Source organism: Pseudomonas sp. 1152_12 (assembly GCF_052850675.1).
The window spans coordinates 350937-375401 of sequence record NZ_VXCW01000005.1; the positions used below are offsets into that span (position 1 = coordinate 350937).

At 61.3% G+C, this 24465-nt stretch carries 25 protein-coding genes and 2 pseudogenes; 16 read left to right on the plus strand and 11 right to left on the minus strand.

Annotation, left to right across the window (positions count from 1 at the left end):
* Positions 1-58 precede the first annotated feature (58 nt).
* Together FW764_RS11940 and fliK are read right to left on the minus strand one after the other, a co-directional pair.
* Complete coding sequence (locus tag FW764_RS11940; RefSeq protein WP_446434096.1) at positions 59-388, minus strand: EscU/YscU/HrcU family type III secretion system export apparatus switch protein; 330 nt, start codon at positions 386-388, stop codon at positions 59-61.
* Positions 385-1962 carry a flagellar hook-length control protein FliK gene (fliK, locus tag FW764_RS11945; RefSeq protein ID WP_446434097.1) on the minus strand — a complete coding sequence of 526 codons (1578 nt, stop codon included), beginning with the start codon at positions 1960-1962 and terminating at the stop codon, positions 385-387. Before fliK ends, FW764_RS11940 begins: the two co-directional genes overlap by 4 nt.
* Positions 1963-2162: 200 nt before the next feature.
* On the opposite strand from fliK, the gene ccmA reads away from it, so the two are divergent.
* From ccmA to FW764_RS11995, 10 genes are all read left to right on the plus strand, one after another.
* A complete protein-coding gene (ccmA, locus tag FW764_RS11950; RefSeq protein ID WP_446434098.1) occupies positions 2163-2798 on the plus strand; it encodes a cytochrome c biogenesis heme-transporting ATPase CcmA in 636 nt (211 codons plus the stop codon).
* On the plus strand, positions 2795-3463 hold the full coding sequence (ccmB, locus tag FW764_RS11955) for a heme exporter protein CcmB (RefSeq protein ID WP_446434099.1): 669 nt from the start codon (positions 2795-2797) through the stop codon (positions 3461-3463). The genes ccmA and ccmB overlap by 4 nt, the downstream gene beginning before the upstream one ends.
* 86 nt (positions 3464-3549) lie before the next feature.
* Positions 3550-4305: a heme ABC transporter permease gene (locus FW764_RS11960; RefSeq protein WP_446434100.1), complete on the plus strand. Its 756-nt coding sequence runs from the start codon at positions 3550-3552 to the stop codon at positions 4303-4305.
* On the plus strand, positions 4302-4478 hold the full coding sequence (gene ccmD, locus FW764_RS11965; protein WP_071487711.1) for a heme exporter protein CcmD: 177 nt from the start codon (positions 4302-4304) through the stop codon (positions 4476-4478). The genes FW764_RS11960 and ccmD overlap by 4 nt, the downstream gene beginning before the upstream one ends.
* Positions 4475-4930, plus strand: a complete 456-nt coding sequence (gene ccmE / locus FW764_RS11970) for a cytochrome c maturation protein CcmE (protein WP_446434101.1) — start codon at positions 4475-4477, stop codon at positions 4928-4930. The genes ccmD and ccmE overlap by 4 nt, the downstream gene beginning before the upstream one ends.
* A gap of 4 nt (positions 4931-4934) precedes the next feature.
* Complete coding sequence (locus tag FW764_RS11975; protein ID WP_446434102.1) at positions 4935-6923, plus strand: heme lyase CcmF/NrfE family subunit; 1989 nt, start codon at positions 4935-4937, stop codon at positions 6921-6923.
* Complete coding sequence (locus FW764_RS11980) at positions 6920-7456, plus strand: DsbE family thiol:disulfide interchange protein (RefSeq protein ID WP_446434103.1); 537 nt, start codon at positions 6920-6922, stop codon at positions 7454-7456. Before FW764_RS11975 ends, FW764_RS11980 begins: the two co-directional genes overlap by 4 nt.
* Entirely contained in the window at positions 7453-7926 is a 474-nt protein-coding gene (locus FW764_RS11985) for a cytochrome c-type biogenesis protein (RefSeq protein WP_446434104.1), read from the plus strand. Before FW764_RS11980 ends, FW764_RS11985 begins: the two co-directional genes overlap by 4 nt.
* Positions 7919-9109, plus strand: coding sequence for a c-type cytochrome biogenesis protein CcmI (ccmI, locus tag FW764_RS11990; RefSeq protein ID WP_446434105.1), 1191 nt, complete (start codon positions 7919-7921; stop codon positions 9107-9109). The genes FW764_RS11985 and ccmI overlap by 8 nt, the downstream gene beginning before the upstream one ends.
* Positions 9110-9124: 15 nt before the next feature.
* On the plus strand, positions 9125-9520 hold the full coding sequence (locus FW764_RS11995; RefSeq protein WP_446434106.1) for a hypothetical protein: 396 nt from the start codon (positions 9125-9127) through the stop codon (positions 9518-9520).
* Here the strand turns inward: FW764_RS11995 and FW764_RS12000 are convergent.
* The gene (locus FW764_RS12000; protein ID WP_446434186.1) at positions 9444-9734 is read right to left on the minus strand and encodes a hypothetical protein; all 291 of its coding nucleotides are present in this window, start codon (positions 9732-9734) and stop codon (positions 9444-9446) included. The genes FW764_RS11995 and FW764_RS12000 overlap by 77 nt on opposite strands.
* A gap of 374 nt (positions 9735-10108) precedes the next feature.
* Here FW764_RS12000 and FW764_RS12005 point away from each other — a divergent pair.
* From FW764_RS12005 to FW764_RS12015, 3 genes and pseudogenes are all read left to right on the plus strand, one after another.
* Positions 10109-10436: pseudogene (locus FW764_RS12005) on the plus strand (alpha-D-ribose 1-methylphosphonate 5-triphosphate diphosphatase); the annotation flags it as partial.
* 15 nt (positions 10437-10451) lie between these two features.
* Positions 10452-11024 carry a phosphonate metabolism protein/1,5-bisphosphokinase (PRPP-forming) PhnN gene (phnN, locus tag FW764_RS12010; RefSeq protein WP_446434187.1) on the plus strand — a complete coding sequence of 191 codons (573 nt, stop codon included), beginning with the start codon at positions 10452-10454 and terminating at the stop codon, positions 11022-11024.
* A pseudogene (locus FW764_RS12015) lies at positions 11015-11442 on the plus strand (hypothetical protein). The gene phnN and the pseudogene FW764_RS12015 overlap by 10 nt, the downstream one beginning before the upstream one ends.
* 25 nt (positions 11443-11467) lie before the next feature.
* Here the strand turns inward: FW764_RS12015 and FW764_RS12020 are convergent.
* Positions 11468-12163: an ArsR/SmtB family transcription factor gene (locus FW764_RS12020; protein WP_446434107.1), complete on the minus strand. Its 696-nt coding sequence runs from the start codon at positions 12161-12163 to the stop codon at positions 11468-11470.
* A 75-nt stretch (positions 12164-12238) separates the two neighbouring features.
* Here FW764_RS12020 and FW764_RS12025 point away from each other — a divergent pair, with 75 nt between their 5' ends.
* Both FW764_RS12025 and FW764_RS12030 read left to right on the plus strand, forming a co-directional pair.
* On the plus strand, positions 12239-13357 hold the full coding sequence (locus tag FW764_RS12025; protein ID WP_446434108.1) for a cytochrome P450: 1119 nt from the start codon (positions 12239-12241) through the stop codon (positions 13355-13357).
* A 270-nt stretch (positions 13358-13627) separates the two neighbouring features.
* Entirely contained in the window at positions 13628-15598 is a 1971-nt protein-coding gene (locus FW764_RS12030) for a M10 family metallopeptidase C-terminal domain-containing protein (RefSeq protein ID WP_446434109.1), read from the plus strand.
* A gap of 175 nt (positions 15599-15773) precedes the next feature.
* Here the strand turns inward: FW764_RS12030 and FW764_RS12035 are convergent, their stop codons facing one another.
* Complete coding sequence (locus tag FW764_RS12035) at positions 15774-16970, minus strand: MFS transporter (RefSeq protein WP_446434110.1); 1197 nt, start codon at positions 16968-16970, stop codon at positions 15774-15776.
* Positions 16971-17148: 178 nt separating this feature from the next.
* Here FW764_RS12035 and FW764_RS12040 point away from each other — a divergent pair, with 178 nt between their 5' ends.
* On the plus strand, positions 17149-17772 hold the full coding sequence (locus FW764_RS12040) for a DUF5666 domain-containing protein (RefSeq protein WP_446434111.1): 624 nt from the start codon (positions 17149-17151) through the stop codon (positions 17770-17772).
* A gap of 77 nt (positions 17773-17849) precedes the next feature.
* Here the strand turns inward: FW764_RS12040 and FW764_RS12045 are convergent, their stop codons facing one another.
* The 6 genes from FW764_RS12045 to FW764_RS12070 all read right to left on the minus strand — a co-directional run bounded on the left by FW764_RS12045 (position 17850) and on the right by FW764_RS12070 (position 24453).
* The gene (locus tag FW764_RS12045) at positions 17850-18854 is read right to left on the minus strand and encodes a sulfate ABC transporter substrate-binding protein (protein ID WP_446434112.1); all 1005 of its coding nucleotides are present in this window, start codon (positions 18852-18854) and stop codon (positions 17850-17852) included.
* 115 nt (positions 18855-18969) lie between these two features.
* A complete protein-coding gene (locus FW764_RS12050; RefSeq protein ID WP_446434113.1) occupies positions 18970-19785 on the minus strand; it encodes an ion transporter in 816 nt (271 codons plus the stop codon).
* 31 nt (positions 19786-19816) lie between these two features.
* Positions 19817-20689, minus strand: coding sequence for an urea transporter (locus FW764_RS12055; RefSeq protein WP_446434114.1), 873 nt, complete (start codon positions 20687-20689; stop codon positions 19817-19819).
* A gap of 121 nt (positions 20690-20810) precedes the next feature.
* A complete protein-coding gene (pyk, locus tag FW764_RS12060; RefSeq protein ID WP_446434115.1) occupies positions 20811-22226 on the minus strand; it encodes a pyruvate kinase in 1416 nt (471 codons plus the stop codon).
* Positions 22216-23496: a glycerate kinase type-2 family protein gene (locus FW764_RS12065; protein WP_446434116.1), complete on the minus strand. Its 1281-nt coding sequence runs from the start codon at positions 23494-23496 to the stop codon at positions 22216-22218. The genes pyk and FW764_RS12065 overlap by 11 nt, the downstream gene beginning before the upstream one ends.
* A gap of 66 nt (positions 23497-23562) precedes the next feature.
* Positions 23563-24453 (minus strand): 2-hydroxy-3-oxopropionate reductase, encoded by an 891-nt coding sequence (locus FW764_RS12070; protein ID WP_446434117.1) that lies wholly within the window; start codon positions 24451-24453, stop codon positions 23563-23565.
* Between the last annotated feature and the right edge of the window lie 12 nt (positions 24454-24465).

Here is a 24465-nt window from a genome sequence, read left to right on the forward strand (position 1 = left end):
AATGTGGGAGGGCTTCCTGTGGCAAGCGGGCTTGCCACAGGGGGATGGGGCCGGGCTGTTAGTAATCGTCTCCACGCTCGGTCACATCCCGTTCCACGGGCCCCGCGTCGGGGTCATACCCCACCGGGAATTTGCCCTTGAGCGTCCACGCAAAGGCAATGATCTCCGCCACTGTGCGGTACAACTCCTCCGGGATACTGTCCCCCAGTTCCATGCGTGCCAGCAGCTTAACCAGCTCGGCATTTTCATAGATTGGCACTTCATTTTCCCGCGCCAACTTCAGGATGGCCTCGGCCAGTGCGTCGTCGCCCTTGGCGGTCAGGGTCGGCGCTTGCTGGCCGTCGTACTTGAGGGCAATCGCCTGGCGGGGTGGGGTTGGGGTTTTCATGCGGTTTCATCCACCCAGCGTTGTTCCAGGCCGGTTCTTGGCCCGCGCGGCGGGGTGCCGAGGTGGCAATCCAGGTCGCCGACGTTGAGGCCCGAGGTCACCAGACGCTCACGCAGGCTGCTCAGATGACTTTCGATCAAACTGGCAGTAAACGGCCGAGTCGCCCATAGCTGGCTGGACAGTTTGCCCTTTGTCAGTTGCGCCTGAACCTGCAGTGGCCCCAGCGGCTCCATGTCGAACGCCAGCTCGACGCGCCAGAGCATCTGCTTGGGGTCTTTCTTGTCTTTACGCTCGGGCTGGTCTTTATCCGGGGCCGGTTCTTCGCGTTGGAACTTGACCTGCAACGGCACGATGTCCTGCAGGGTGCGCATGGGGATTTCCAGCTGCCAGGTGGTTTGCAGGCGGCCATCGGCGGTGGTGCCCGTCTGCTCCAGGCTCGACAGTTGGTGGCTCTGCAGACGCGAAATCGCTCCGGCAGCCAAGCGCAGCAGGTTCTCCAGGTCACCTTCGCCTTCCAATTTCGCCATCAGCCGCTCCGGCAGCGGGAAACCGGCGGGTATCTGCTTGGCGCTGAGCTGGCCGAGCGTGTTCAGCGGACTGCGCACGAAGTTGGGCAACACCTGTGCCAGGGTATTGGCGGCCAGGATCGCATTCAGATTCGTGCTGGCTGGCAGCGCTGGCAGCAGGTCGGCGACCAGGCGCAACAGTGCGCCCTTCATGTCCAGTGGCGGGATCTGCGGGTTTTGCCCAGCGAGTAATTTGGCTTCTAAAAAGGCGCCGCTGTTCTGGACTACTTGCGCCAACACCTTGGGGTTGCTGACTTGGGCCAGGTCGGGCAAGGCCGCGAGTAACCGCTCGGCCGCTGCGCGTAGGTCGGCCGAGGTGCTGTCGCCACGTGGCAGGTTTTGCAGGGCCGTGAAGACCGCATCCAGCGAGCCCTGGCGGCTTTGCTGAGTCGATAGCTGTTGTGTGACGGCCAACTGATCCTTGAGCCCGCTCAACGGCACGAAGTTCAAGGTCTGCGCGCTCTGCACTACGGCGCTGAGCAAGCTGCCGACCCGCAGCGGTTGCGGGCTTTCCAAAGTCAGCGTGGCACCGGCGAGGGCGTTATTCAGCACGGTCACCAGCGAGCGGTAGATGGCCGGTTGCGTACTGCCCTGCGGCAGCATCTGCGTGGTCAGCACCTTGGCTTGCAACAGCGTGCCCACCGGGATTTGCGTGGTGTCGATGCGGGTGAGGGCGGCAACATTGGCACTCAAGGCTTGCTGCAACGTGATGGTCAGGTTACCGGTTGGGGTCTGGCTCACCGCCACGTTACTGCCTAACGGCAAAGGCTGGGTGCTGCTGGCTTGCACCAGGGTCTGGCGACCGCCTTCGAGGGTCAACTTCAGCAACAGCTGAAAGGCATCGCCGCCTTGTTTAAGCGCGATCACCTCAGCGTTGGCGGTTTTCCCAGGGTCGATCAGTCCGGTCTGCGGCTGCAGCAGTTTCAGCAACTCACCGGTCGGCGGCAGTGGGGCAGGCGCGGGCGCCGGGGCTGGAGGCAGCGGAGGAAGGTTGATCTCACCGGTCATCGTGCGCGTCGTCTCTGGGGAAATTGCCCTCTTTAGAGTAGGGCATCACATGTATAATGCCGCCCGTCTGCAAAGAGAGCGGTAAAAACCTCACAACTATTTGATCCAGCTCTCTAAAATCGGTCGCCAAAGCCGTTATTGTGCATCTCTCTATAACGGCCACTGCACCGCCGACTTGAACCGTAAAGGCCCGCGATCTCTTGACCAGCCCTCTTCTTGAAGCCGTAGCGCTTGCCTGTGAACGCGACCTGCGACTGCTGTTCGAGCACCTCGAACTGCGTCTGACGGCCGGCGACATGGTGCAAATCAGCGGGCCGAACGGCAGCGGCAAAACCAGTTTGCTGCGCCTGCTGGCCGGTTTGATGCAGCCGACGGCCGGTGAGGTGCGACTGAACGGCAAGCCGCTCAACGAACAACGCACGGAGTTGGCCCGCAACCTTGTCTGGATCGGCCACGCCGCCGGTATCAAGGATGTGCTCACGCCGGAAGAAAACCTCAGCTGGCTCAGCGCCCTGCATCACCCGGCTTCCCGCGACGTCATCTGGCAGGCCTTGGCGGCGGTCGGCCTTAAGGGTTTTGAAGACGTGCCCTGTCACACCCTGTCCGCTGGTCAGCAGCGTCGCGTGGCGCTGGCGCGTTTGTATCTGCCCGGCCCGCCTTTGTGGATTCTCGACGAACCCTTCACCGCCCTCGACAAACAAGGTGTCGCCCAGCTCGAAGAGCACCTTGCCCGGCACTGCGAGCAGGGCGGCTTGGTTGTGCTCACGACTCACCACACCCTGACGCGTATGCCTGCCGGTTACCGCGACCTGAACTTGGGCCGGTGGTCGGTATGAGTGTGTTCGCCCTGTTGGTCGCCCGTGAAGCGCGCTTGTTGTGCCGTCGCCCGGCTGAATTGGCCAATCCGCTGGTGTTCTTCGCTATTGTCATCGCGTTGTTCCCGTTGGCGGTCGGCCCCGAGACTAAACTGTTGCAAACCTTGTCCCCAGGACTCGTGTGGGTGGCCGCGCTTTTATCCGTCCTGCTCTCGCTGGACGGGCTGTTTCGCAGTGATTTCGAGGACGGTTCCTTGGAACAGTGGGTCCTTTCGTCGCACCCTTTGCCACTTCTGGTACTGGCAAAGGTACTGGCACACTGGGCTTTTTCCGGCTTGGCGCTAGTCTTGCTTTCACCGCTGCTGGCGATGATGCTCGGCTTGCCAGTCGAATGCCTGCCGGTGTTGCTGTTTTCCTTGTTGCTCGGTACGCCGGTGCTCAGCCTGTTGGGGGCGGTGGGCGCAGCGTTGACCGTCGGTTTGAAGCGGGGCGGTCTGTTGCTGGCCCTGCTGATTCTGCCTTTGTATATCCCGGTGTTGATCCTGGGCAGCGGCGCCTTGCAGGCCGCGCTCATGGGCATGCCGGCGACCGGTTACCTGCTGTGGCTTGGCAGCCTGGCCGCCCTGGCGGTAACCCTGACACCCTTTGCTATAGCGGCTGGCCTGAAGATCAGCGTCGGCGAATAATGAGGTCTGGTTAAGGGTTAACCCTGGCCAGTAAAGACCCTGAGAGCTTCTTGCCAAGACAAGAGGCCACCGTGATGGAAACAGCAATGAACTGGACCTGGTTTCACAAGCTCGGCTCGCCCAAGTGGTTTTACGGCATCAGCGGCAAGCTGCTGCCGTGGTTGAGCATCGCCGCCCTCTTGCTGATCGGCACCGGCCTGGTCTGGGGCCTGGCTTTCGCGCCCCCGGACTACCAGCAAGGCAACAGCTTTCGCATCATCTATATCCACGTGCCTGCGGCGATGCTGGCGCAGTCCTGCTATGTGATGCTGGCCGTGTGCGGCGTGGTCGGCCTGGTGTGGAAGATGAAACTGGCCGACGTGGCCCTGCAATGCGCCGCGCCCATCGGCGCTTGGATGACCGCCGTGGCGCTGGTCACCGGCGCGATCTGGGGCAAACCGACCTGGGGCTCGTGGTGGGTGTGGGATGCGCGCCTTACGTCAATGCTGATCCTGCTATTCCTGTACTTCGGCTTGATCGCTCTTGGCAATGCCATCAGTAACCGCGACAGCGCCGCCAAGGCCTGCGCGGTACTGGCCATTGTCGGCGTGATCAACATCCCGATCATCAAATACTCGGTGGAGTGGTGGAACACCCTGCACCAGGGCGCCACCTTCACCCTCACCGAGAAGCCGGCCATGCCCGTGGAAATGTGGGCGCCGCTGCTGCTGATGGTGCTGGGGTTCTACTGCTTCTTCGGCGCCGTGTTGTTGATGCGCATGCGCCTGGAAGTGCTCAAACGTGAAGCCCGCACCAGTTGGGTCAAGGCCGAAGTGCACAACAGCCTGGGAGCGCGTGGATGAGTTTTGCCTCTTTCAGTGATTTTCTCGCCATGGGCCATCACGGCCTGTATGTCTGGACGGCCTATGGCATTTGCCTGGCAGTGCTGGCCCTCAACGTCGCCGCGCCGATTCTGGCCCGCAAGCGTTACCTGCAACAAGAGGCGCGTCGTTTGCGCCGGGAGACCGATAAGTGAATCCGCTGCGTAGAAAGCGTCTGTTGATCATCCTTGCCATCCTGGCGGGTGTGAGTATTGCCGTGGGCCTGGCGATGAGTGCCCTGCGGGAGAACATTAACCTGTTCTACACCCCAACCCAGATCGCCAATGGCGAAGCACCTGTCGACACACGCATCCGCGCTGGCGGCATGGTCGAAAAGGGCTCGCTGAAGCGTTCCGGCGATTCCCTCGACGTGACCTTCGTGGTCACCGACTTCAACAAGGCTGTGACCATCACCTATCGCGGCATCCTTCCGGACCTGTTCCGCGAAGGCCAAGGCATCGTTGCCCTGGGTAAGCTCAACGCCGACGGCGTGGTGGTGGCCGATGAGGTGCTGGCCAAGCACGATGAGAAATACATGCCACCGGAAGTGACCAAGGCCCTGAAAGACAGCGGCCAGTCGGCTCCAACACCTGCCAAGGAGGGCTGAGTTAATGACGTCCGCACTGTTTATTCCGGAGCTGGGCCAGTTGGCGATGATCCTCGCCCTGTGTTTTGCCGTCGTCCAGGCCATCGTGCCACTGCTCGGCGCCTGGCGCGGCGACCGCCTGTGGATGAGCCTGGCGCAGCCCGCTGCCTGGGGCCAGTTTGCGTTCCTGCTGTTCGCATTTGGCTGCCTGACCTACGCCTTCATGACCGACGATTTTTCCGTCGCCTATGTCGCTAACAACTCCAACAGCGCCTTGCCGTGGTACTACAAGTTCAGCGCTGTGTGGGGCGCTCACGAGGGCTCTTTGCTGCTATGGGCGTTGATCCTCGGCGGCTGGACCTTCGCTGTGTCAGTGTTCTCGCGCCAACTGCCGCAAGTCATGCTGGCGCGGGTGCTGGCGGTGATGGGCATGATCAGCATCGGTTTCCTGTTGTTCCTGATCATGACCTCCAACCCGTTCAGCCGCATGTTGCCGCAGATCCCGGTGGACGGGCATGACCTCAACCCGCTGCTGCAGGACATCGGCCTGATCGTGCACCCGCCGATGCTCTACATGGGGTACGTCGGTTTCTCGGTGGCCTTCGCCTTCGCCATCGCCGCCTTGCTCGGCGGGCGCCTCGATGCGGCTTGGGCACGCTGGTCGCGGCCGTGGACCATCGTCGCCTGGGCCTTTCTCGGCATCGGCATCACCTTGGGCTCATGGTGGGCCTATTACGAACTCGGCTGGGGCGGGTGGTGGTTCTGGGACCCGGTGGAAAACGCCTCGTTCATGCCATGGCTGGTGGGCACCGCGCTGATTCACTCGCTGGCGGTCACCGAAAAACGCGGCGTGTTCAAAAGCTGGACTGTATTGCTGGCCATCGCCGCATTTTCCCTCAGCCTGCTCGGCACCTTCCTCGTGCGTTCGGGTGTGTTGACCTCGGTGCATGCGTTCGCTTCCGACCCAGCGCGCGGCGTGTTTATCCTGATCTTCCTGTTGTTTGTGGTCGGCGGCTCACTCACCCTGTTCGCCCTGCGCGCGCCAGTGGTCAAGAGCCAGGTCGGCTTTAACCTGTGGTCGCGGGAAACCCTGCTGCTGGGCAATAACCTGGTGCTGGTGGTGGCCGCGTCGATGATCCTGCTCGGCACCTTGTACCCGCTGGTGCTGGATGCCCTGAGCGGCGCCAAGCTGTCCGTGGGCCCGCCGTACTTCAACGCGTTGTTTATCCCGTTGATGGGCCTGTTGATGGTGGTGATGGCAGTCGGCATGCTGGTGCGCTGGAAAGACACCCCGGTGAAATGGCTGGTGAGCATGTTGATGCCGGTGCTGCTCGGCAGTGTGGCCCTGGCGGTGATCGCGGGCTTTGCCTACGGCGACTTCAATTGGGCGGTGCTCGCCACCTTCCTGCTCGCTGCCTGGGTATTGCTGGCTGGCGTGCGCGATATCGCCGACAAGACCCGCCACAAAGGCCTGATCAAAGGCCTGCCAACCCTGACCCGCAGCTACTGGGGCATGCAGATCGCCCATATCGGCATCGCCGTGTGCGCCCTCGGCGTGGTGCTCTCCAGCCAGAACAGCGCCGAGCGCGACCTGCGGCTGGCACCGGGTGAGTCCATGGACCTGGCCGGTTACCACTTCATCTTCGAAGGCGCCAAGCACTTTGAAGGGCCGAACTTCACGTCGGACAAAGGCACTGTGCGTGTCGTGCGCAAGGGTAAGGAAGTGGCCGTGTTGCATCCGGAAAAACGCCTGTACACCGTGCAAAGCTCAATGATGACCGAGGCCGGCATCGACGCCGGTTTCACCCGCGACCTCTATGTGGCGCTGGGTGAACCGCTGGGCGACGGCGCCTGGGCCGTGCGCGTGCACGTCAAACCGTTCGTGCGCTGGATCTGGTTCGGCGGTTTGCTCACAGGTTTCGGTGGTTTGCTGGCCGCGCTGGACCGGCGTTATCGGGTCAAGGTCAAGAGCCGGGTGCGTGAAGCCCTCGGCCTTTCAGGAGCGGCGGCATGAAGCGTTGGTTGATGGTGTTGCCGCTGGCGGCTTTTCTGGTGGTGGCGGTGTTTTTGTATCGCGGCTTGTACCTGGACCCGGCCGAGCTACCCTCGGCAATGATCGGCAAGCCATTTCCGGCGTTCAGCCTGAAGACCGTGCAGGGTGACAAGACCCTCACCCAGGCCGACCTGCTGGGCAGACCGGCGCTGGTCAACGTGTGGGCGACCTGGTGCATCTCGTGCCGCGTCGAACACCCGGTGCTGAACAAACTCGCCGAGAAGGGCGTGGTGATCTATGGCATCAACTACAAGGACGATAATGCAGCGGCCTTGAAATGGCTGGCGCAATTCCATAACCCATATCAGCTGGATATCCGCGATGAAGACGGCAACCTCGGTTTGAACCTTGGCGTGTACGGCGCCCCGGAAACCTTCTTTATTGATGCCAAGGGCGTGATCCGTGACAAGTACGTCGGCGTGATCGACGAAGTGGTCTGGCGTGAGCAGCTGGCCGCCAAGTACCAGGCGCTGGTCGATGAGGCCAAGCCATGAAGCGTTTGTTAGCCGCTGCCGTGCTGGCGCTGGGCTTGGCCGGCATGGCCCACGCCGCCATCGACACATACGAGTTTGCCAAGGACGGTGACCGTGAACGTTTTCGCGAACTGACCAAGGAACTGCGCTGCCCCAAGTGCCAGAACCAGGACATCGCCGACTCCAACGCGCCCATCGCCGCCGACCTGCGCAAAGAGATCTTCCGCATGTTGGGGGAGGGCAAGGACAACCAGCAGATCATCGACTTCATGGTCGACCGCTACGGCGATTTTGTGCGCTATAAACCGGCCCTCACTGGCAAGACCGCGCTGCTCTGGTTCGGCCCTGCCGGGCTGTTGTTAGCCGGTGTGGTGGTCATGGCCGTGATTATCCGCCGTCGCCGCGCCGCACCTACTGATGGTTCCGACGCGCTCTCCGCTGATGAGCGCAAACGCCTCGACCAATTGCTGGACACCAAGACTGATGATTGATTTTTGGCTCGCAGCAGGGTTGCTGCTCCTGATTGCCCTGAGTTTCCTGTTGATCCCTGTACTGCGCGGCCGCCGCGCCCAACGCGAAGAGGATCGCACCGCGCTGAACGTGGCGCTCTACCAGGAACGCGTGGCCGAGTTGCAAGTGCAGCAGGACGAGGGCGTGCTCAATGCCGCGCAACTCGACACCGGCCGCGCCGAAGCGGCCCGGGAATTGTTGGCCGACACTGAAGGTGTGGAAAAACCTCGCGAATCGCGCTTGGGTAAGCCGTTGCCTTTTTTGGCGGCTTTTCTCGTGCCGATTTTGGGCGTTGCGCTGTACCTGCATTATGGGTCCAGCGACAAGGTCGAACTGACCCGCGAGTTCTCCCAACCGCCGGTGTCTATGCAAGACATGACCCAACGTCTGGAGCGCGCTGCGGTGGCCCAGCCGGATTCGCCGCAAGGCCTGTACTTCCTTGGGCGCGCCTATATGGCCCAGGACCGTTCGGCCGATGCAGCCAAAGTCTTCGAGCGCACCGTGGCCCTGGCTGGCCGCCAGCCGGAACTGCTCGGCCAATGGGCGCAAGCGCAGTACTTTGCCGACAACAAGCAGTGGTCGCCCAAGGTGCAGGCGCTGACCGATGAAGCCTTGAAGCTGGACCCGAAGGAAGTCACCAGCCTTGGCCTGCTGGGTATTGCTGCCTTTGAAGGCCAGCGCTATCAGGAGGCTATCGACTACTGGAACCGCCTGTTGGCGCAGTTGCCAGCGGAAGATAGCTCCCGTATCGCGCTGCAAGGCGGGATTGATCGCGCAGCGGAAAAACTCAAGGAGAGCGGTGGCACTGTCGCTCAAGCGCCTAAGACTGTTCTGAAAGTACGTGTGGACCTGTCCGCCGAAGTGAAGGCCAAAGCCCTGCCAACCGACAGCGTCTTCATCTTTGCTCGCGCGGTCTCCGGCCCACCGGCGCCTTTGGCGGCCAAGCGCGTCACCGTCGCGCAGTTGCCGGTTACCGTTGAACTGGGCGATGCGGACGCGATGATGCCGCAGTTGAAACTGTCGAACTTCGCCGAAGTCCAACTGGTTGCGCGCATATCCCGGGCCGGTCAACCGACCACTGGCGAGTGGATCGGCCGCAGCCAACCCCTGGCCAGCTCCACCACTGCTTTGCAGAAGCTGACCATCGACAGTCCGGACAAGTAACTTGAGGAAACGCCTATGACCGCATTTGCACGCATCACCTTGCTCAGCCTGGTACTCGGCTTGAGCGCTTGTGCGGTCCACCGGCCACCTCCCGCGCCTACCGGCCCGACCATCCCACCGTCGGGCCCGTCGACCCAGCCGGGCACCCAACCTTCAAGCCCGGCAACCCCGTCGCCGAAACCGCTGCCGAGCAAATCGCCGACCTTCGCCCCGCCACCGGGCGCCGCCAGCCACTGGGACGGCAAGATGCAGGTGTACGTGCTGGAAGAACAACCCGACACTTTCTATCGCCAGCGCACTTACTACCGCTGGAGCAACGGCTGGAGCCGCTCCATCAGCCCGAATGGGCCATGGGAGGAGACCGACGTGCACGGCGTGCCGCCGGGGCTGAGCAAGCAGTACGCGCAATGACAAAAGGCGACCTGGATAGGTCGCCTTTTTTATTTTCGATTCGGAATGCTATCTCGCTAACCCAGGAAAGCCAATGTGGAAGCCGGGCTGTCCCGCGATGGCGGCCTATCAGCCAGGCATTTGTTGCCTGACCCACCGCCAGCACCTGCTTGCGGCTTGAGCCATCCAGGTGTTCGGCGCAGTCGTACGCGTGCGCAGTCGCCGACTCGAGCATCTCGGTGGCACTGCTCAAGGCAACTTCGGTGCTGAGGTCGGGGCGGGGGGTTATCCGAGGCGGAGGGCGGAGGGCGTAGGTGTGACTTTTTTCATGCGGTCACTCCTGGCGTTAAAGGAGTCGCCACGATCACTTCCACACCCGTTCGCTGATTTTGCAGCGACCCGCGAAGGTTCACGGCGAGGTTGATCGGACGCACCCCGAAATCTGTGTAGGGCAGGTCCTAATGGCAACGTTGCATCAAACAGGTGAGCCGTACGCAGGTTGGTCGACCAGGCAATGGGAAACCCGGCAGGGCTTGGCCCCCCGTGCGTACGGCTCGGTCCATATAATGCAGAGCGGTTAAACGACTCGGCGTAGGGAAAGTCTTGTTCAGCGTGCGTCAGCACCAAGCCTCTGACGACGCGACGTTGACTCATGTTGAAGCGTCGGTGCGCTACGGCATGACCATCGCCAAATTCCCCACTACGCTTGAAGCGGCGAAGGGCTGTCAGGCGCTGAACATGAAAGTCTTGATGGTCGCGCCGAACGTGGTGCGCGGTGGGGCGCACTCGGGTAATGTGGCCGCCGCCGGGCAGCCTGTTACAGGCTCTGTTCGCGCTGGCCGACCAACGGGACGGCGGCAGCTTGTCGCGGGCGGTCAAGATGATCGGCCTGGCGCCTGCACATGCAGCGGGCCTGACTGATCGTGGTGAAATAAGCCAAGAGGTTGTTTTGATGGCAGGCAGGTTGATCTATCTCATCGGGCCATCGGGTTCGGGCAAGGACAGCCTGCTGGATGCCGCGCGCCCGCGTTTGGTCGAGCGCGGCTGCCACATTGTGCGCCGTGTGATCACTCGCTCGGCCGAGGCGGTGGGCGAGGCGGCCCAAGGCGTGAGCCCGGAGCAGTTCGCCGCGATGCAGGCCGAGGGCGCGTTTGCTCTCAGCTGGCACGCCAATGGGTTGTGCTATGGCATTCCCAAGGCAGTCGACGCGTGGCTGGCAGCGGGGGACGACGTACTGGTCAATGGCTCCCGCGCGCATTTGGCGCAGACCCGCGAGCGCTATCCGACATCCCTGGTGTTGCTGCTGACGGTTGATCAAGCTGTGTTACGTGAGCGCCTGATGGCGCGCGGGCGTGAGTCCGAGGCGCAGATCGAAGAGCGCCTGGCGCGCAATGCGCGGTTCACCGCTGAGCTGATTGCGGGCAGTGGTTCGGGGTTGTTTGTGCTGGACAATTCCGGCCCGCTTGAACACACCGTCGAGCGCTTGCTGTGCTGCCTTGACCATGGGCACTCGGCATGCGCCTGACCTTGCTCGGCACGGGCGACGCGCGCCAAGTTCCGGCGTATGGCTGCGAGTGCGCTGCCTGCGATCTTGCGCGCAGCGATGCAAGCCTGCGCCGCCAGCCGTGCAGCGCGTTGGCGATCAGCGCTGGTTGATCGACAGCGGGTTGCCCGAACTCACTGAGCGCTTCCTGCCGGCCACGTTGGCCCTGTTGCAACACGAGCCGCTGGATGTGTTGGTGCTCGATTGCGCCATGCCGCCGCAGCGGCAAGCACCGCGCAATCACAATGACCTGACGCTGGCGTTACAGAGCATTGAGGACACCGGCGCACAATTGGGCGTGCTGACGCACGTGGGGCATACGCTGGATGCATGGTTGTTGACTCATCAGCAGGCGTTGCCCAGGCATGTGACGGTGGCGTGGGATGGCCGGATTCTTTGAACACGGCATCACCCTCTGTTGATCTTTATTGCCCCACGGTCTCAATTCCAAAGCGCTCTGCGATGGCTTTGCGTCCCTTGGCTGTTAACCCCAATGCTCGACTGTCCAGGTCCTGGGTCACCCATTTACGGCGGATAACACTCTGCAGAAATGCCGCGCCCAACGCACCGGCCAGGTGTGGGCGGCGCATGCTCCAGTCCAGGCACGCACAGGCGAAATGTCGGCGCTGCGTACGTAATGCCGCCACATCGACGCCCAGTTCGATCATCGCTGTTTCACCGGGCACGCTGAGCTGATAAACCCCGTCGCCCATCAGCCAGCCGGCCTCGATGAAATGGTCATGCAGTTGTACCGCGAGTGTGCCTGCCATGTGGTCGTAGCAGGTGCGAGCGAATTGCAGGCGATTGGGTGTCTTTGAGACGAACGTTTTGCTGGCAGTGCGGCTGATCACCATCAAACCCTCGATGGCATGTGCTACTGGCGGGCCGGCCAGGCTGTAGTAGCGATGGCGCCCCTGCGTGTGCAACTTAAGCAGCCCATCGTCCTTTAGCCTGGCCAAGTGGGCGCTGGCGGTGGACGTGCTCACTCCGGCAACCGCCGCCATCTCGGTGCTGGTACGCGCGTGGCCGTCCATCAGCGAACAGAGCATTTTCGTTCGCGCAGGCTCTGCAATCGCGCCCGCTACTTGTGAGAGCGCGGCGTCATCGTCATGGGCGTTCATATTTCGTTCCTGGGCGAATCGTTACCGTGTGTGAGAGCCGATAGTAACGCTTCTTTTGTGAACAGGAAGTGCCAAATGACCCCGCTGCAAGCTGCTACCCACGCAGATCCTTACGCTTACTACGCAAGCCTGCGACGCAACGCGCCGCTGGGGTTCGATGCTTCCCTTGGACTGTGGGTCGCCAGTACGGCAAAGGCGGTCGAAGCCGTGCTGATGCATCCCGACTGTCGGGTGCGCCCGTCACACGAGCCGGTACCTGCGGCGATCGCGAGCGGTGCGGCTGGGCAGGTGTTCTCAAAGCTAATGCGTATGAACGAAGGGGTGGCCCACCAGTGCCCGAGGGCCGTGGTCGAGCCCGCGCTGGCCACTGTGGATGCGCAGCGTATTGCCGGGGTGGTAAAGCTACTCGGGGCTTGCATGCATAACCTGGACGATTGGATGTTCACGTTGCCGGTCGCGGTGGTCGGGTCTCTGCTGGGCGTGCCCAGTGATCGGTTAAGCACCGTCGCCGATCAGACACGCATGTTTGTCGCTTGCCTTTCGCCGCTGAGCAGCACAACGCAATTGCGTCATGCCGACGCGGCTGCTGTGTACCTGCGGCAGATGGTCAGTGCTGGGCTTGAGCAGACAGGTTTACTCAAGACGCTTATCGGCGGCGCCTGGGCCGACCCGGGCGCACTGACCGCCAACCTGATCGGGTTGCTGTGCCAAACGTGCGAAGCGAGTGCCGGACTGATTGGTAATACGTTGGTAGCACTGGCTCGGCGGCCCGACCTGCTTGAATACCTTCAGCGCGTGCCGGTCTCGGTGACAGCATTGGTGGAAGAGGTTGCCCGCTACGATTCGCCGGTACAGAACACCCGGCGTTTTGTGGCCGCACGCTGCTCGATTGGCAATAGCGTTTTACACGAGGGCGACACCATCTTGGTGTTACTGGCTGCTGCCAATCGGGACCCCGAGGCGAACCCCGACCCAGACCGTTTTGTGCTTGAACGCCCCCATCGGCGAATCTTCAGCTTCGGTGCGGGCAGCCATCAATGCCCTGGCCAAACACTCGCGGTGGCCATCGCTTCGCAAGCGATCCTGGCCTTACTGCGCGAACCGAGTGTATGGGCGGGGGCGGGTCAGTACGGGTACTGGCCGTCGTTGAATGGGCGTATCCCGCGGTTTCAACAAGACGACCTGAACCGGTGACGCTTTTATATGAAAACGAGGCGTCGGGTTTTGGGTTCGGGCGATGTTTAAGTTGATGTGTAATTGTAGGTTTTTATGTGCACCCCGTTCTACCTATTCCTATGTTTGCGGGCGATGGGCGTGTTGGTGGGCGTTTGGATGTTTGAAAGTGAAATACTATCGGGTTGGTGCTAGGTGTTTCTCTGTGGGAGTTTAAGGCCGCGGTTAGTTAGGGCGTCGCGGCCATGGCCTATTGTTCAGGCTGATTATAAAGTTTTTCAAAGGATGTTTATGAGAATTGCCAATTCGGTTGTTAACCATCATGCACCGATGTTTAAAGGTTCGGTCAAAAAAGCCTCTTTCACTACAGATGAGGCCGCCAGGCAGATACTGCGAGGTGGATACCGGCATTACGATCGTAATGGGGACGGAAGAATCGAATTGTCTTTCACCCTTGACCCAGCGTTCTCTGCACAACAGAAAGCCGCTATTCGCAAAGCGCTGCAGGCCTGGCAAGAGGTGATCAACATTGTATTCAAAGAATCCTCAGCGTCCGCGGACGGTTCAATAACAATCAAAGCGAACCCTGAAACCAGTGGTGGGAGGTCACACTTGCCTGATTGGTATCACGCTGACATGACCACCACTATCGGAACTAAGGGCGCTTCTGATACGCCGCAAAATGGCGATTATTTTTTATTAACCGCTGTTCATGAAGTGGGGCATGCCATTGGTCTCGGGCACCCCGGTAACTATGGTAAAGGTGTGGGCAGTTATGCCGATACGCCTTATGAGCAAGACACCAGAGCCCACAGCGTAATGAGTTATTGGCGCGAAACCAATCAACCGGGTCATGATTTTCTGTGCCGTGAACCTTCCATGCTTATGAAAGATGATATTGCAGCGGCGCAGCAACCCTACGGTGCCAACTTAACGACCCGGAATACGGACACCACCTATGGTTTTAACGCCACTGCCGGCGCCAGTGCCTTCAATCTTAAAGACGCGAACGACACCGCTCTATTTTCAATATGGGACGGTGGTGGTAATGACACGCTGGACTTCTCCGGCTTTTACCAGAATCAGAAAATCAATCTGCACGCTGAATCGTATTCCAGTGTGGGTGGCTTGAAGGGCAACGTTTCCATTGCCAAGGGCGTTGTGTTGGAAAACGCCATCGGCGGTCCGGGCGACGACGACATCCAGGGTAATGAGGTTGGCAACAGGCTCCGTGGCGGCGGCGGTGCAGACCGGCTAAGAGGCGGCGGCGGCGCGGATATTTTTGTTTACGAGAGGGCGAGTGACTCCACGCCCAGCCGACCTGATGAAATCCTCGACTTCGCCAGCGGGGTGGATAAGATTGACCTGCGCGGCCTGTTTAAAAACACCTCACTCAAGCATTTCAAGGTGGTTGAGCAGTTTACGGGGGGCGCAGGCGAGATCGTCCTGAGTTATGACCCGCGCAGCGGCAACGGCAGCTTGAGCCTTGACCTGACGGGGCGAGGCCAAGCCGACTTTTTCCTCAAGAGCGTGGGGGGCATTCAGGCCAGTGACATCGTCACCGGCGAGGCAGTGACGAAACTGAAACCCAAACTGAGTCGCAAGCCGACACCTCAGCGTCGCGCCGACCCGCACGATACCGTCTATGGATTCAACGCCAACACCGGTGATACGGCCAGCAGCCTGCATGCCGGTAGCAGCGCCCCCAACTTCGACATTCGCGACACCGGCGGCAATGACACCCTGGACTTTTCCGGTTTCACGCAGAACCAGGTCATCGACTTGCGCCATAACTCAGCCTCCAGCGTAGGCGGCTTGCGCAATAACGTCGCCATAGCTGAAGGCGTCACGCTGGAGAATGCGATCGGCGGCTCAGGCCGAGATCGGATCATAGGCAACGCTGTGAACAACGTCATCACCGGCGGTGGCGGTGGTGATGAGCTCTGGGGCGTGGGCGGTAGAAATACGTTCAAATATGACAAGGTCAGTGACTCGAGCGCTTACGACCCTGACCGGCTCATGGATTTCGTCAGTGGCGAAGATACGATTGATCTGACGACACTGGCAGAAGAGCTAGGAGTCTCCTTGCGCCTGGTGGAGAACTATACGGGTCGTATTGGCGATACCGTCGTCACGTATGACCCACAGAGCGGCCGTTCCTTTGTGGGCGTCGACCTGCTGGGGCGGCGGCATTCGGATTTCCTGATTCAAAGCTCGCGGTTGATCAAGCCGCAGGACGTGCTCGGCCTGGCTGCCCGCTAGCGCTGAAAAGCGACCTGTTGAGGCGCTGACAAGCTTACGCGTTGCTCAGCGTTTCGACGTACTCGACAAACGCGGCTGCCTTGGGCCAACAAGTCGGCAGAGGCAACCCAGTTGTCGTCGACCACCATATCTGGCGAAGGCGGCCTTGGAGACGTTGGTGCGCTCCTGAGGGCACTCAGGCGGTTGCGACCGAGGCGCCACGCGAGGCACTGAGGAAGCGTAGCAACGCCACCAGCGGGAACACACTGCCCACCAGCATTACGCCCAGCCACCCGCCGTGTTCATACACGCTGCTGGCAATTGCCGAACCGAACGCGCCGCCGATGAAGATGCTGGTCATGTACAGCGCGTTCAGGCGGCTGCGGCTGTTGGCGTCGAGGGTGTAAATAGCACGTTGGCCGAGGACCATGTTCATCTGCACGCAAAAATCCAGCACCACGCCTGTCACCGCCAGGCCGATCACGCTGTACAACGGGTGTACAAAGGCCGGCAGGAAACTCAAGGCACCCAACAGCATCGCCAGCAGCGAGGCGCGATGGGTGTGGCCGGCATCGGCCAGGCGGCCAGCGATGGGCGCGGCGATGGCGCCGATGGCACCCACCAGGGCGAAGATCGCAATCTGGGTTTGGCTCAGGCCATGGTTGCGCACCAGTTCCAGCGGGACGGCGGTCCAGAACAGGCTGAACGTAGCGAACATGCAGCCTTGGTAAAACGCGCGCTGGCGCAGTACCGGTTGTTCACGCAGCAGGGTGCCCAGCGAGCGCAGCAACTGGCCGTAGCTGGCACTATGGTCGGGCTGACGTTTGGGGATGGTCATCAGCAATACCACGCTGATGAACGCCATCAACGCGGCGGCGGCCATGAACATCGCACGCCAGCCAAAGTGGTCAGCCACGACGCTGGACACCGGCCGTGCCAGCAGGATACCCAGCAGCAGGCCGCCCATAATGCTGCCGACCACGCGGCCACGGGACTCGGCAGGCGCCAGGTGTGCGGCCAGCGGGATCAGAATTTGAACCGAGACGGAACTGAACCCGATCAGCAACGACACAAGAAGGAACAAATTCGGCTGCTCGGTGAAGGCGGCACCCAGTAGGCTGGCGATGGCCAGTACCGTGGTGGCGATCATCAGCTTGCGGTTTTCCAGCAGGTCGCCCAGCGGCACCAAGAAGAACAGGCCCAAGGCGTAGCCGATTTGCGTCAGTGACACGATCAGGCTGGCCATCGCCGGGGTCAGGCCGATGTCCGGCGCGATCAATTCGATGATCGGCTGGGCGTAGTAGATGTTGGCGACAATGGCGCCGCAGCAGAACGCAAAAAGCATGACCATGCCTCGGGTCATGGTGCCTGTAGCGTGTGGGGTAGCGTGCATGGTGTTCTCGTAAAAGCGAAGGAAGATGGCGTGCGAGAGTAAAGACAACGCCAGGGCCGTAGTAGGGCGCTGTCAGTGATATCACTCATGCCGCAAATTAATGACTGAAACGTTAACTTTTGGGTTGAACGGCAATGATACATTCAGTCACAACTGCCGAAACAGGAAATCCACTTTCATGAAAATCACGCTGAACAAGATGATCCTGGCTTCAACGCTTGCTGCGGCCATGGCCATTGGGTTGGCCAACGCCGCCAAGGCCGCCGATGCTCCACGAATGGGTGTGCGCGGCGCCATCACGGCGATCGACGGCGATGCAATGCACGTCAAGGTCAACAGCGGTGAAGAGGTGACCGTGCACCTGACCCAAGACACCCAAGTGCGCGCCGTGACCTTGGCCAAGATTGATGAGATCAAGCCCGGCAGCTATATCGGTTCTGCCGCCATGCCAAATGCTGACGGCACTCTGACGGCACTGGAAGTCCACGTGTTCCCGCCGGCCATGGCCGGCACGGGCGACGGCCACCGTGCGTTCGACTTGAAAGAAGGCAGCAGCATGACCAACGGCACCGTCGGCGACCTGGTGGTCAGCAACGGGCGTACCTTGACCGTGAAGTACAAAGGCGGCGAGCAGAAGATTGTGGTGCCGGATGATGTGCCGATCGTGAACCTGGAGCCGGGCGATCGCAGCTTGCTCAAGACGGGCGTGAAGGTGGTGTTGTTTGCGGCGCAGGGCGCGGATGGGACCATTACGGCCCAGGCGATCTCAGCCGGCAAGGATGGGGTTACACCGCCGATGTAACGGACCCAACACAAAACAAATGTGGGAGCAGGCAAGCCAGCTCCCACACTTGACTGCATTTTTTCAGTTAGAGCGATTTACTGCCCGCTGTAGATCTGGTCAAAAATCCCACCATCATTGAAGTGGGTTTTCTGCACGGTGCGCCAGTCGCCAAAGGTCTTCTCGACCGACAGGAAGTCGACTTTCGGGAAGCGGTCGGTGTACTTGGCCAGCACCTTCGGATCACGTGGGCGCAGGTAGTTGTTAGCTGCGATTTCCTGACCTTCAGGCGACCACAGGTACTTCAAGTAGTCTTCGGCGGCCACGCGGGTGCCTTTCTTTTCGACCACTTTGTCGACGACCGACACCGGCGGCTCAGCTTCGGCGGAGACGCTTGGGTAGATCACTTCGAACTGATCACGGCCGAATTCACGGGCGATCATTTCCGCTTCGTTTTCAAAGGTCACCAGCACGTCGCCGATCTGGTTGGTCATGAACGTGGTGGTGGCGGCACGGCCGCCGGTGTCCAGCACCGGCGCTTGTTTGAACAGCTTGCCGACAAAGGTCTTAGCCTTGTCGTCATCACCGCCGTTTTTCAGTACATAACCCCACGCCGACAGGTAGGTGTAGCGGCCGTTACCCGAGGTTTTCGGGTTCGGTACGATCACTTGCACGCCATCCTTGAGCAGGTCCGGCCAGTCTTTCAGGGCTTTTGGGTTGCCTTTGCGCACGATAAACACGGTGGCGGAGGTGAACGGTGCGCTGTTGTTCGGCAGGCGGGTCACCCAGTTGTCCGGCACCAGTTTGCCGTTGTCGACCAACGCGTTGATGTCGGTCGCCATGTTCATGGTGATCACGTCAGCCGGCAGGCCGTCGATCACCGAGCGGGCTTGTTTGCTGGACCCGCCGAAAGACATCTGCAAGGTCAGCTTGTCATTCGGGTGCTCGGCTTCCCAGTGTTTCTGGAAAGCGGCGTTGTAGTCCTTGTAGAAGTCGCGCATCACGTCATAGGAGACATTGAGCAGTGTGACGGGGGCCGCCTGGACGGCGCCCGCCAGGGCAAGGCCGGCGGCCAGAAGAGAGGCGCTAACGAGTTTTTTCACTGCTCATTCCTTGTTGTTCGAGAAGGCGTTCGATTGAGTGAGGGCAATTTGCCAGCGACTATAGCCGGGCGCGCATAGACGTTTAAAGATTAAAACGGACTTTGCTTATTCCACTTTATGAAAAAAGCTTGCTGCCACAGCGCGAGCAAAACGCCGCGTTGGGCTCATGGCTGTCTTTTTTGCACACCGGGCAGTCGTGTTGCAGCTGTTCGCCGCGCATGGCGCTCGCCAGCTCTGCGGTGAAAATCCCGGTGGGCACGGCGATGATCGAATAACCGGTGATCATCACCAGCGACGAGATCACCTGGCCCAATGGCGTCTTCGGCACGATGTCGCCAAAGCCCACGGTGGTCAGGGTCACAATCGCCCAATAGATGCCCTTGGGAATGCTGGTAAACCCATGTTCGGGGCCTTCGATCACGTACATCAGGGTGCCGAACACCGTGACCAGGGTGCACACGCTCACTAGGAACACCACGATCTTCTGCTTGCTGCCGCGCAATGCCGCCATCAGATAGTTGGCTTGCTTGAGGTACGGGCTGAGTTTGAGCACGCGGAAGATCCGCAGCATCCGAATGATGCGGATGATCAGCAGGTACTGCGCGTCGCTGTAATACAGCGCGAGGATGCCGGGCACGATGGCCAGCAAGTCAACCAATCCATAAAAGCTGAAGGCGTAGCGCAAAGGTTTGGGCGAGCAATACAGGCGCAAGCCGTATTCGATGGCGAAGATCAGCGTGAAGCCCCACTCGATATAGGCCAGCAGATTCGCGTAGTTCTGGTGAATCTGGTCGATGCTGTCGAGCATCACGATCACAATGCTGGCAAGGATGATCAGCAACAGGATGCCGTCAAAGCGGCGCCCTGCCGCTGTATCACTTTGGAAAACCATGACGTAGAGCCGTTGACGCCAGTCGTTGTTACTGTCCATAGAACCCGCCCAAATTGAATATCGAGCAAGCCTAGGGGGATTCGAACGGGCTGTCCACGCGGGCTTTGAACAACCGCTGGCTGGCGCGTACCAGCCAGCAGGCGAGGATAAACGGTGCGGTCAGCGTCGGCAGCTGCAGGGCGCTGAACCCCGGCGTGAAGATGATCGCCAGGCCTATGCCGAGCAGCGGCAACCAAGGTTGGCGGCGCTTCTGGCTCAACGCCAGCGCGGCCAACGCCGGGTTGTAGCTGTGCAGGCCGAGAAGGGCGCTGCTGGTTTCGCCCATCAGCAGGGCGAACCACACGCCACTGGCGGCGCCGATCAGCGCCCACAGCGCGCCACGGCGGTCGGCCAGCAACAGCCCAAACGCGATCAGGGCGCCGGCCAGTGGTTGGTCCAGCAGCATGATTTGCGCGAGCCCAGTGAAGGGCGCAGTGAGCACGCCGAGGCTGTCGGGTTCGGTCAAGGTGAGCGTGCTTGCAGGCGCTGTGCCCAGCAGCAACCAGGCGAGGCCGACAAAAGGCGCAGTGTAGGCGGGCAAGTCATCCGCTTGCGTGGCCTGTTTCAACCATTGGCGCGTGAGCATCGCACTCAAGCCGCCGCACGCCAGGATCAGCGGCGGCAACAAGGCCGACCAGGCGAAGTGCTGGCTGATCAACAAGCCCAGCAGCACGCCGTTGTAGCTATACAGACCAGCCTGGCGCTCTGCCTTGGGATAACCCCGGCGCTGGGCCGTGAGCAAACCCGCCACGCCACCTAGCAGAGCTCCGCCGAATAAGGCCGGGGCGCCGATCAGAATGGCCAGCAGGCATAACAGGCCACACAGTGGCTGGCGTTGCAGGAAGATCTGGCTGAAGCCATTGAGCAGGGCCTCGGCCCAGTCGGGGCAGGTAGGGTTGTGCATGGTGGCTTAGTCAGTGAGACCGAGTCGCCCCCAATCGCAGGCAAGCCAGCTCCCACATTTGAATGTATTGCACATCAAAATGTGGGAGTCGGGCTTGCCCGCGATGAGGCCCTTACAGGCGCTAAATCAACGTCTCGATGCGCAGCGAGTTGGTCGACCCCGGCTGCCCAAACGGCACCCCCGCCGTAATCACCAACGTATCCCCGCGCTGCGCCATCCCCTGCGCCTGAGCAATCTCCAGCGCTGTGGAACACACCTCGTCCACCTGGCGCAGCCGATCATTGACCACCGAGTGCACACCCCACGCCACGCTCAAGCGGCGCGCGGTAGAGAGGTTGGGCGTAAGGTTGAGGATCGGCGCCACCGGCCGTTCCCGTGCCGCGCGCAGGCTGGAACTGCCGGACTCGCTGTAGTTCACCAGCACCGCCACCGGCAGGATGCTGCTGATACGGCGAATCGCGCAGCTGATCGCATCCGACACCGTGGCATCGGCCTTGGGCCGGCTGACGTCCAGCTGTGTCTGGTAGTCCGGGCCGTTTTCCACCTGGCGGATGATCTTGCTCATCATCTGCACGGCTTCCAGCGGGTACTCACCCGAGGCGGTTTCCGCCGACAGCATCACCGCGTCCGCACCTTCCGCCACGGCGTTGGCCACATCCGTCACCTCCGCGCGAGTCGGCGCCGGAGAGAAGCGCATGGACTCGAGCATCTGCGTGGCCACTACCACTGGCTTGCCCAACTGGCGGCAGGTGCTGATGATGTCTTTCTGGATCTGCGGCACGCTCTCGGCGGGCACTTCAACGCCCAGGTCGCCTCTGGCCACCATGATCGCGTCGCTCAGTTCGGCGATTTCCTGCAGCCGTTGCACGGCCGAAGGCTTCTCGATCTTGGCCATCAGAAATGCCTTGTCGCCGATCAACTCGCGGGCTTCGCGGATATCTTCCGGGCGCTGCACAAACGATAGCGCCACCCAGTCCACGCCCAACTCCAGGCCGAAGCTCAGGTCGCGGCGGTCCTTGGCGGTCAGCGGGCTGAGTTCCAGCAGGGCTTGTGGGATATTCACGCCTTTGCGGTCAGACAGTTCGCCGCCATTCAGTACGGTGGTGTCGATCGCGTTGGCATGTTTGGTGATCACGCGCAGACGCAGCTTGCCGTCGTCGACGAGTAGGTCCATGCCTGGCTCCAAGGCCGCGATGATTTCCGGGTGCGGCAAGTTAACCCGGCGCTGATCGCCTGGCGTCGGGTCCAGGTCCAGGCGCAAAGCCTGGCCGCGTACCAGTTGCACCTTGCCCTCGGCGAACTGCCCGATGCGCAGCTTCGGCCCTTGCAGGTCCATGAGGATGCCCAGGGGGTAATTGAGTTGGCGTTCTACCTGGCGAATCCACTGGTAGCGCTGGGCGTGATCAGCGTGGTCGCCATGGCTGAAATTGAGGCGGAAGATATTCACCCCGGCCTCCACCAGCTCGCGGATGTCATCGATGCCGTCGGTGGCCGGGCCCAGGGTGGCGAGGATTTTGACCTTCTTGTCAGGCGTCATGTTTGGCAGTCTCAAGAATCAGGATGGCGCGCAAGTCATTGACGTTGGTACGGGTCGGTTCGGTGACGATCAAACCGTCGAGCGCGGCGAAGTAGCCGTAGCCATTGTTGTTGTCCAGCTCGTCGCTGGCCGACAGCCCCAAGGCTTCGGCGCGGGCATAGCTGGTGGGGGTCATGATCACGCCAGCGTTGTCTTCCGAGCCGTCGATGCCGTCGGTGTCACCGGCCAAGGCGTAAACGCCGGGCAGGCCCTTGAGGCTGTCAGTGAGGCTCAGCAGGAATTCGGCGTTGCGCCCACCACGGCCACCGCCGCGCACGGTGACCGTGGTTTCACCGCCAGATAGAATCACGCACGGCGCTGCCAGCGGTTGGCCATGCTGGACGATCTGCCGGGCGATGCCAGCGTGCACCTTGGCCACGTCCCGCGCTTCGCCTTCGAGGTCGCCGAGGATCAACGGGCTGAACCCGGCCTGGCGTACTTTCACCGCCACCGCTTCCAGCGACTGCTGCGGGCGGGCGATCAATTGGAAGTGGCTGCGGGCGAGTACCGGGTCGCCGGGTTTAACGGTTTCCGAGGCCGGGTTCTGCAACCAGCTGCGCACCGAGGCGGGCGCGTCGATGCCGTAGCGCTTGAGGATCGCCAGGGCTTGTGGCGAAGTGCTCGGGTCGCCGACGGTGGGGCCGGAAGCGATGACGGTGGCTTGATCGCCCGGCACGTCGGAGATCGCATAGGTGTAGACCGTCGCCGGCCATGCGGCCTTGGCCAGTCGCCCGCCCTTGATCGCCGAGAGGTGCTTGCGCACGCAATTCATCTCGCCAATGGTTGCGCCAGATTTAAGCAGGGCTTTGTTGATGGCTTGCTTGTCGGCCAGGGTGATGCCTTCGGCGGGCAGGGCCAGCAAGGCGGAACCGCCACCGGACAGCAGGAAGATCACGCGGTCGTCTTCGGTGAGGTTGCTGATCAGTGTCAGCACGCGCTTGGCTACCGCCAGGCCGGCCGCATCGGGTACGGGGTGCGCAGCTTCGACCACTTCGATTTTTTTGCACGGTGCGCCGTGGCCGTAGCGGGTCACTACCAGGCCCGAGACCTCGCCCTGCCAGCAATTTTCGACGACGAGTGCCATGGCAGCGGCGGCTTTGCCCGCGCCGATCACGATCACCCGGCCACTGCGGTCGGCGGGCAGGTAAGGTTCAAGGACTTGCCGGGGGTGGGCGGCGTCGATAGCTGTGGCAAACAGCTCGCGAAGCAGGTGTTGCGGATCGACCGACATAAGCGGGCTCCCGGGGAGTTTTTGTTATTAGAGATGCATCAATTTCAAAGCGGCTGCGGTGTCGGTTTACTTATCGCGAATCGAAAAATTCGCCATATGTTCCAGCCCCTTGATCAGCGCCGAGTGGTCCCAATTGCTGCCGCCAATCGCCGCGCACGTACTGAACACCTGCTGCGTACCGGCGGTGTTCGGCAGGTTGATACCCAGCTCTTTGGCCCCGGCCAGCGCCAAATTCAAATCCTTCTGGTGCAGGTTGATACGGAAGCCCGGATCAAAGGTGCCCTTGATCATCCGCTCGCCATGCACTTCGAGGATTTTTGACGAAGCAAACCCCCCCATCAGCGCTTCACGCACCTTGGCTGGGTCAGCGCCGTTTTTCGAGGCGAACAGCAACGCCTCGGCCACTGCCTGAATGTTCAGTGCGACGATGATCTGGTTGGCGACCTTGGCGGTCTGCCCATCGCCATTGCCACCGACCAGGGTGATGTTCTTACCCATGCTCTGCAGCAGCGGCAGGGCGCGTTCAAACGTCTGCGGTTCGCCACCGACCATGATGCTCAAGGTGCCAGCCTTGGCGCCCACTTCACCACCGGACACCGGGGCGTCGAGGTACTGTGCGCCGCTCTGGTTGATCTTGGCGGCGAAGGCCTTGGTCGCGGTGGGCGAGATCGAGCTCATGTCGATCACCACCTTGTTCGGTGACAAGCCGGCAGCCACGCCGTCGGCGCGCAATAGCACGTCAGCGACCTGCGGGGTGTCGGGCACCATGACGATGATGAATTCGGCTTCCTGCGCTACTTGCTGCGGGTTGGCCAAGGCCACGGCGCCAGCGTCGATCAGGGTTTGAGGTGCTTTGCCGTGGTGTTCTGACAGGAACAGTTGGTGACCTGCTTTCTGCAGGTTTGCAGCCATCGGTTCCCCCATGATGCCGGTGCCGATAAATCCGATTTTAGCCATGATCAAAATCCT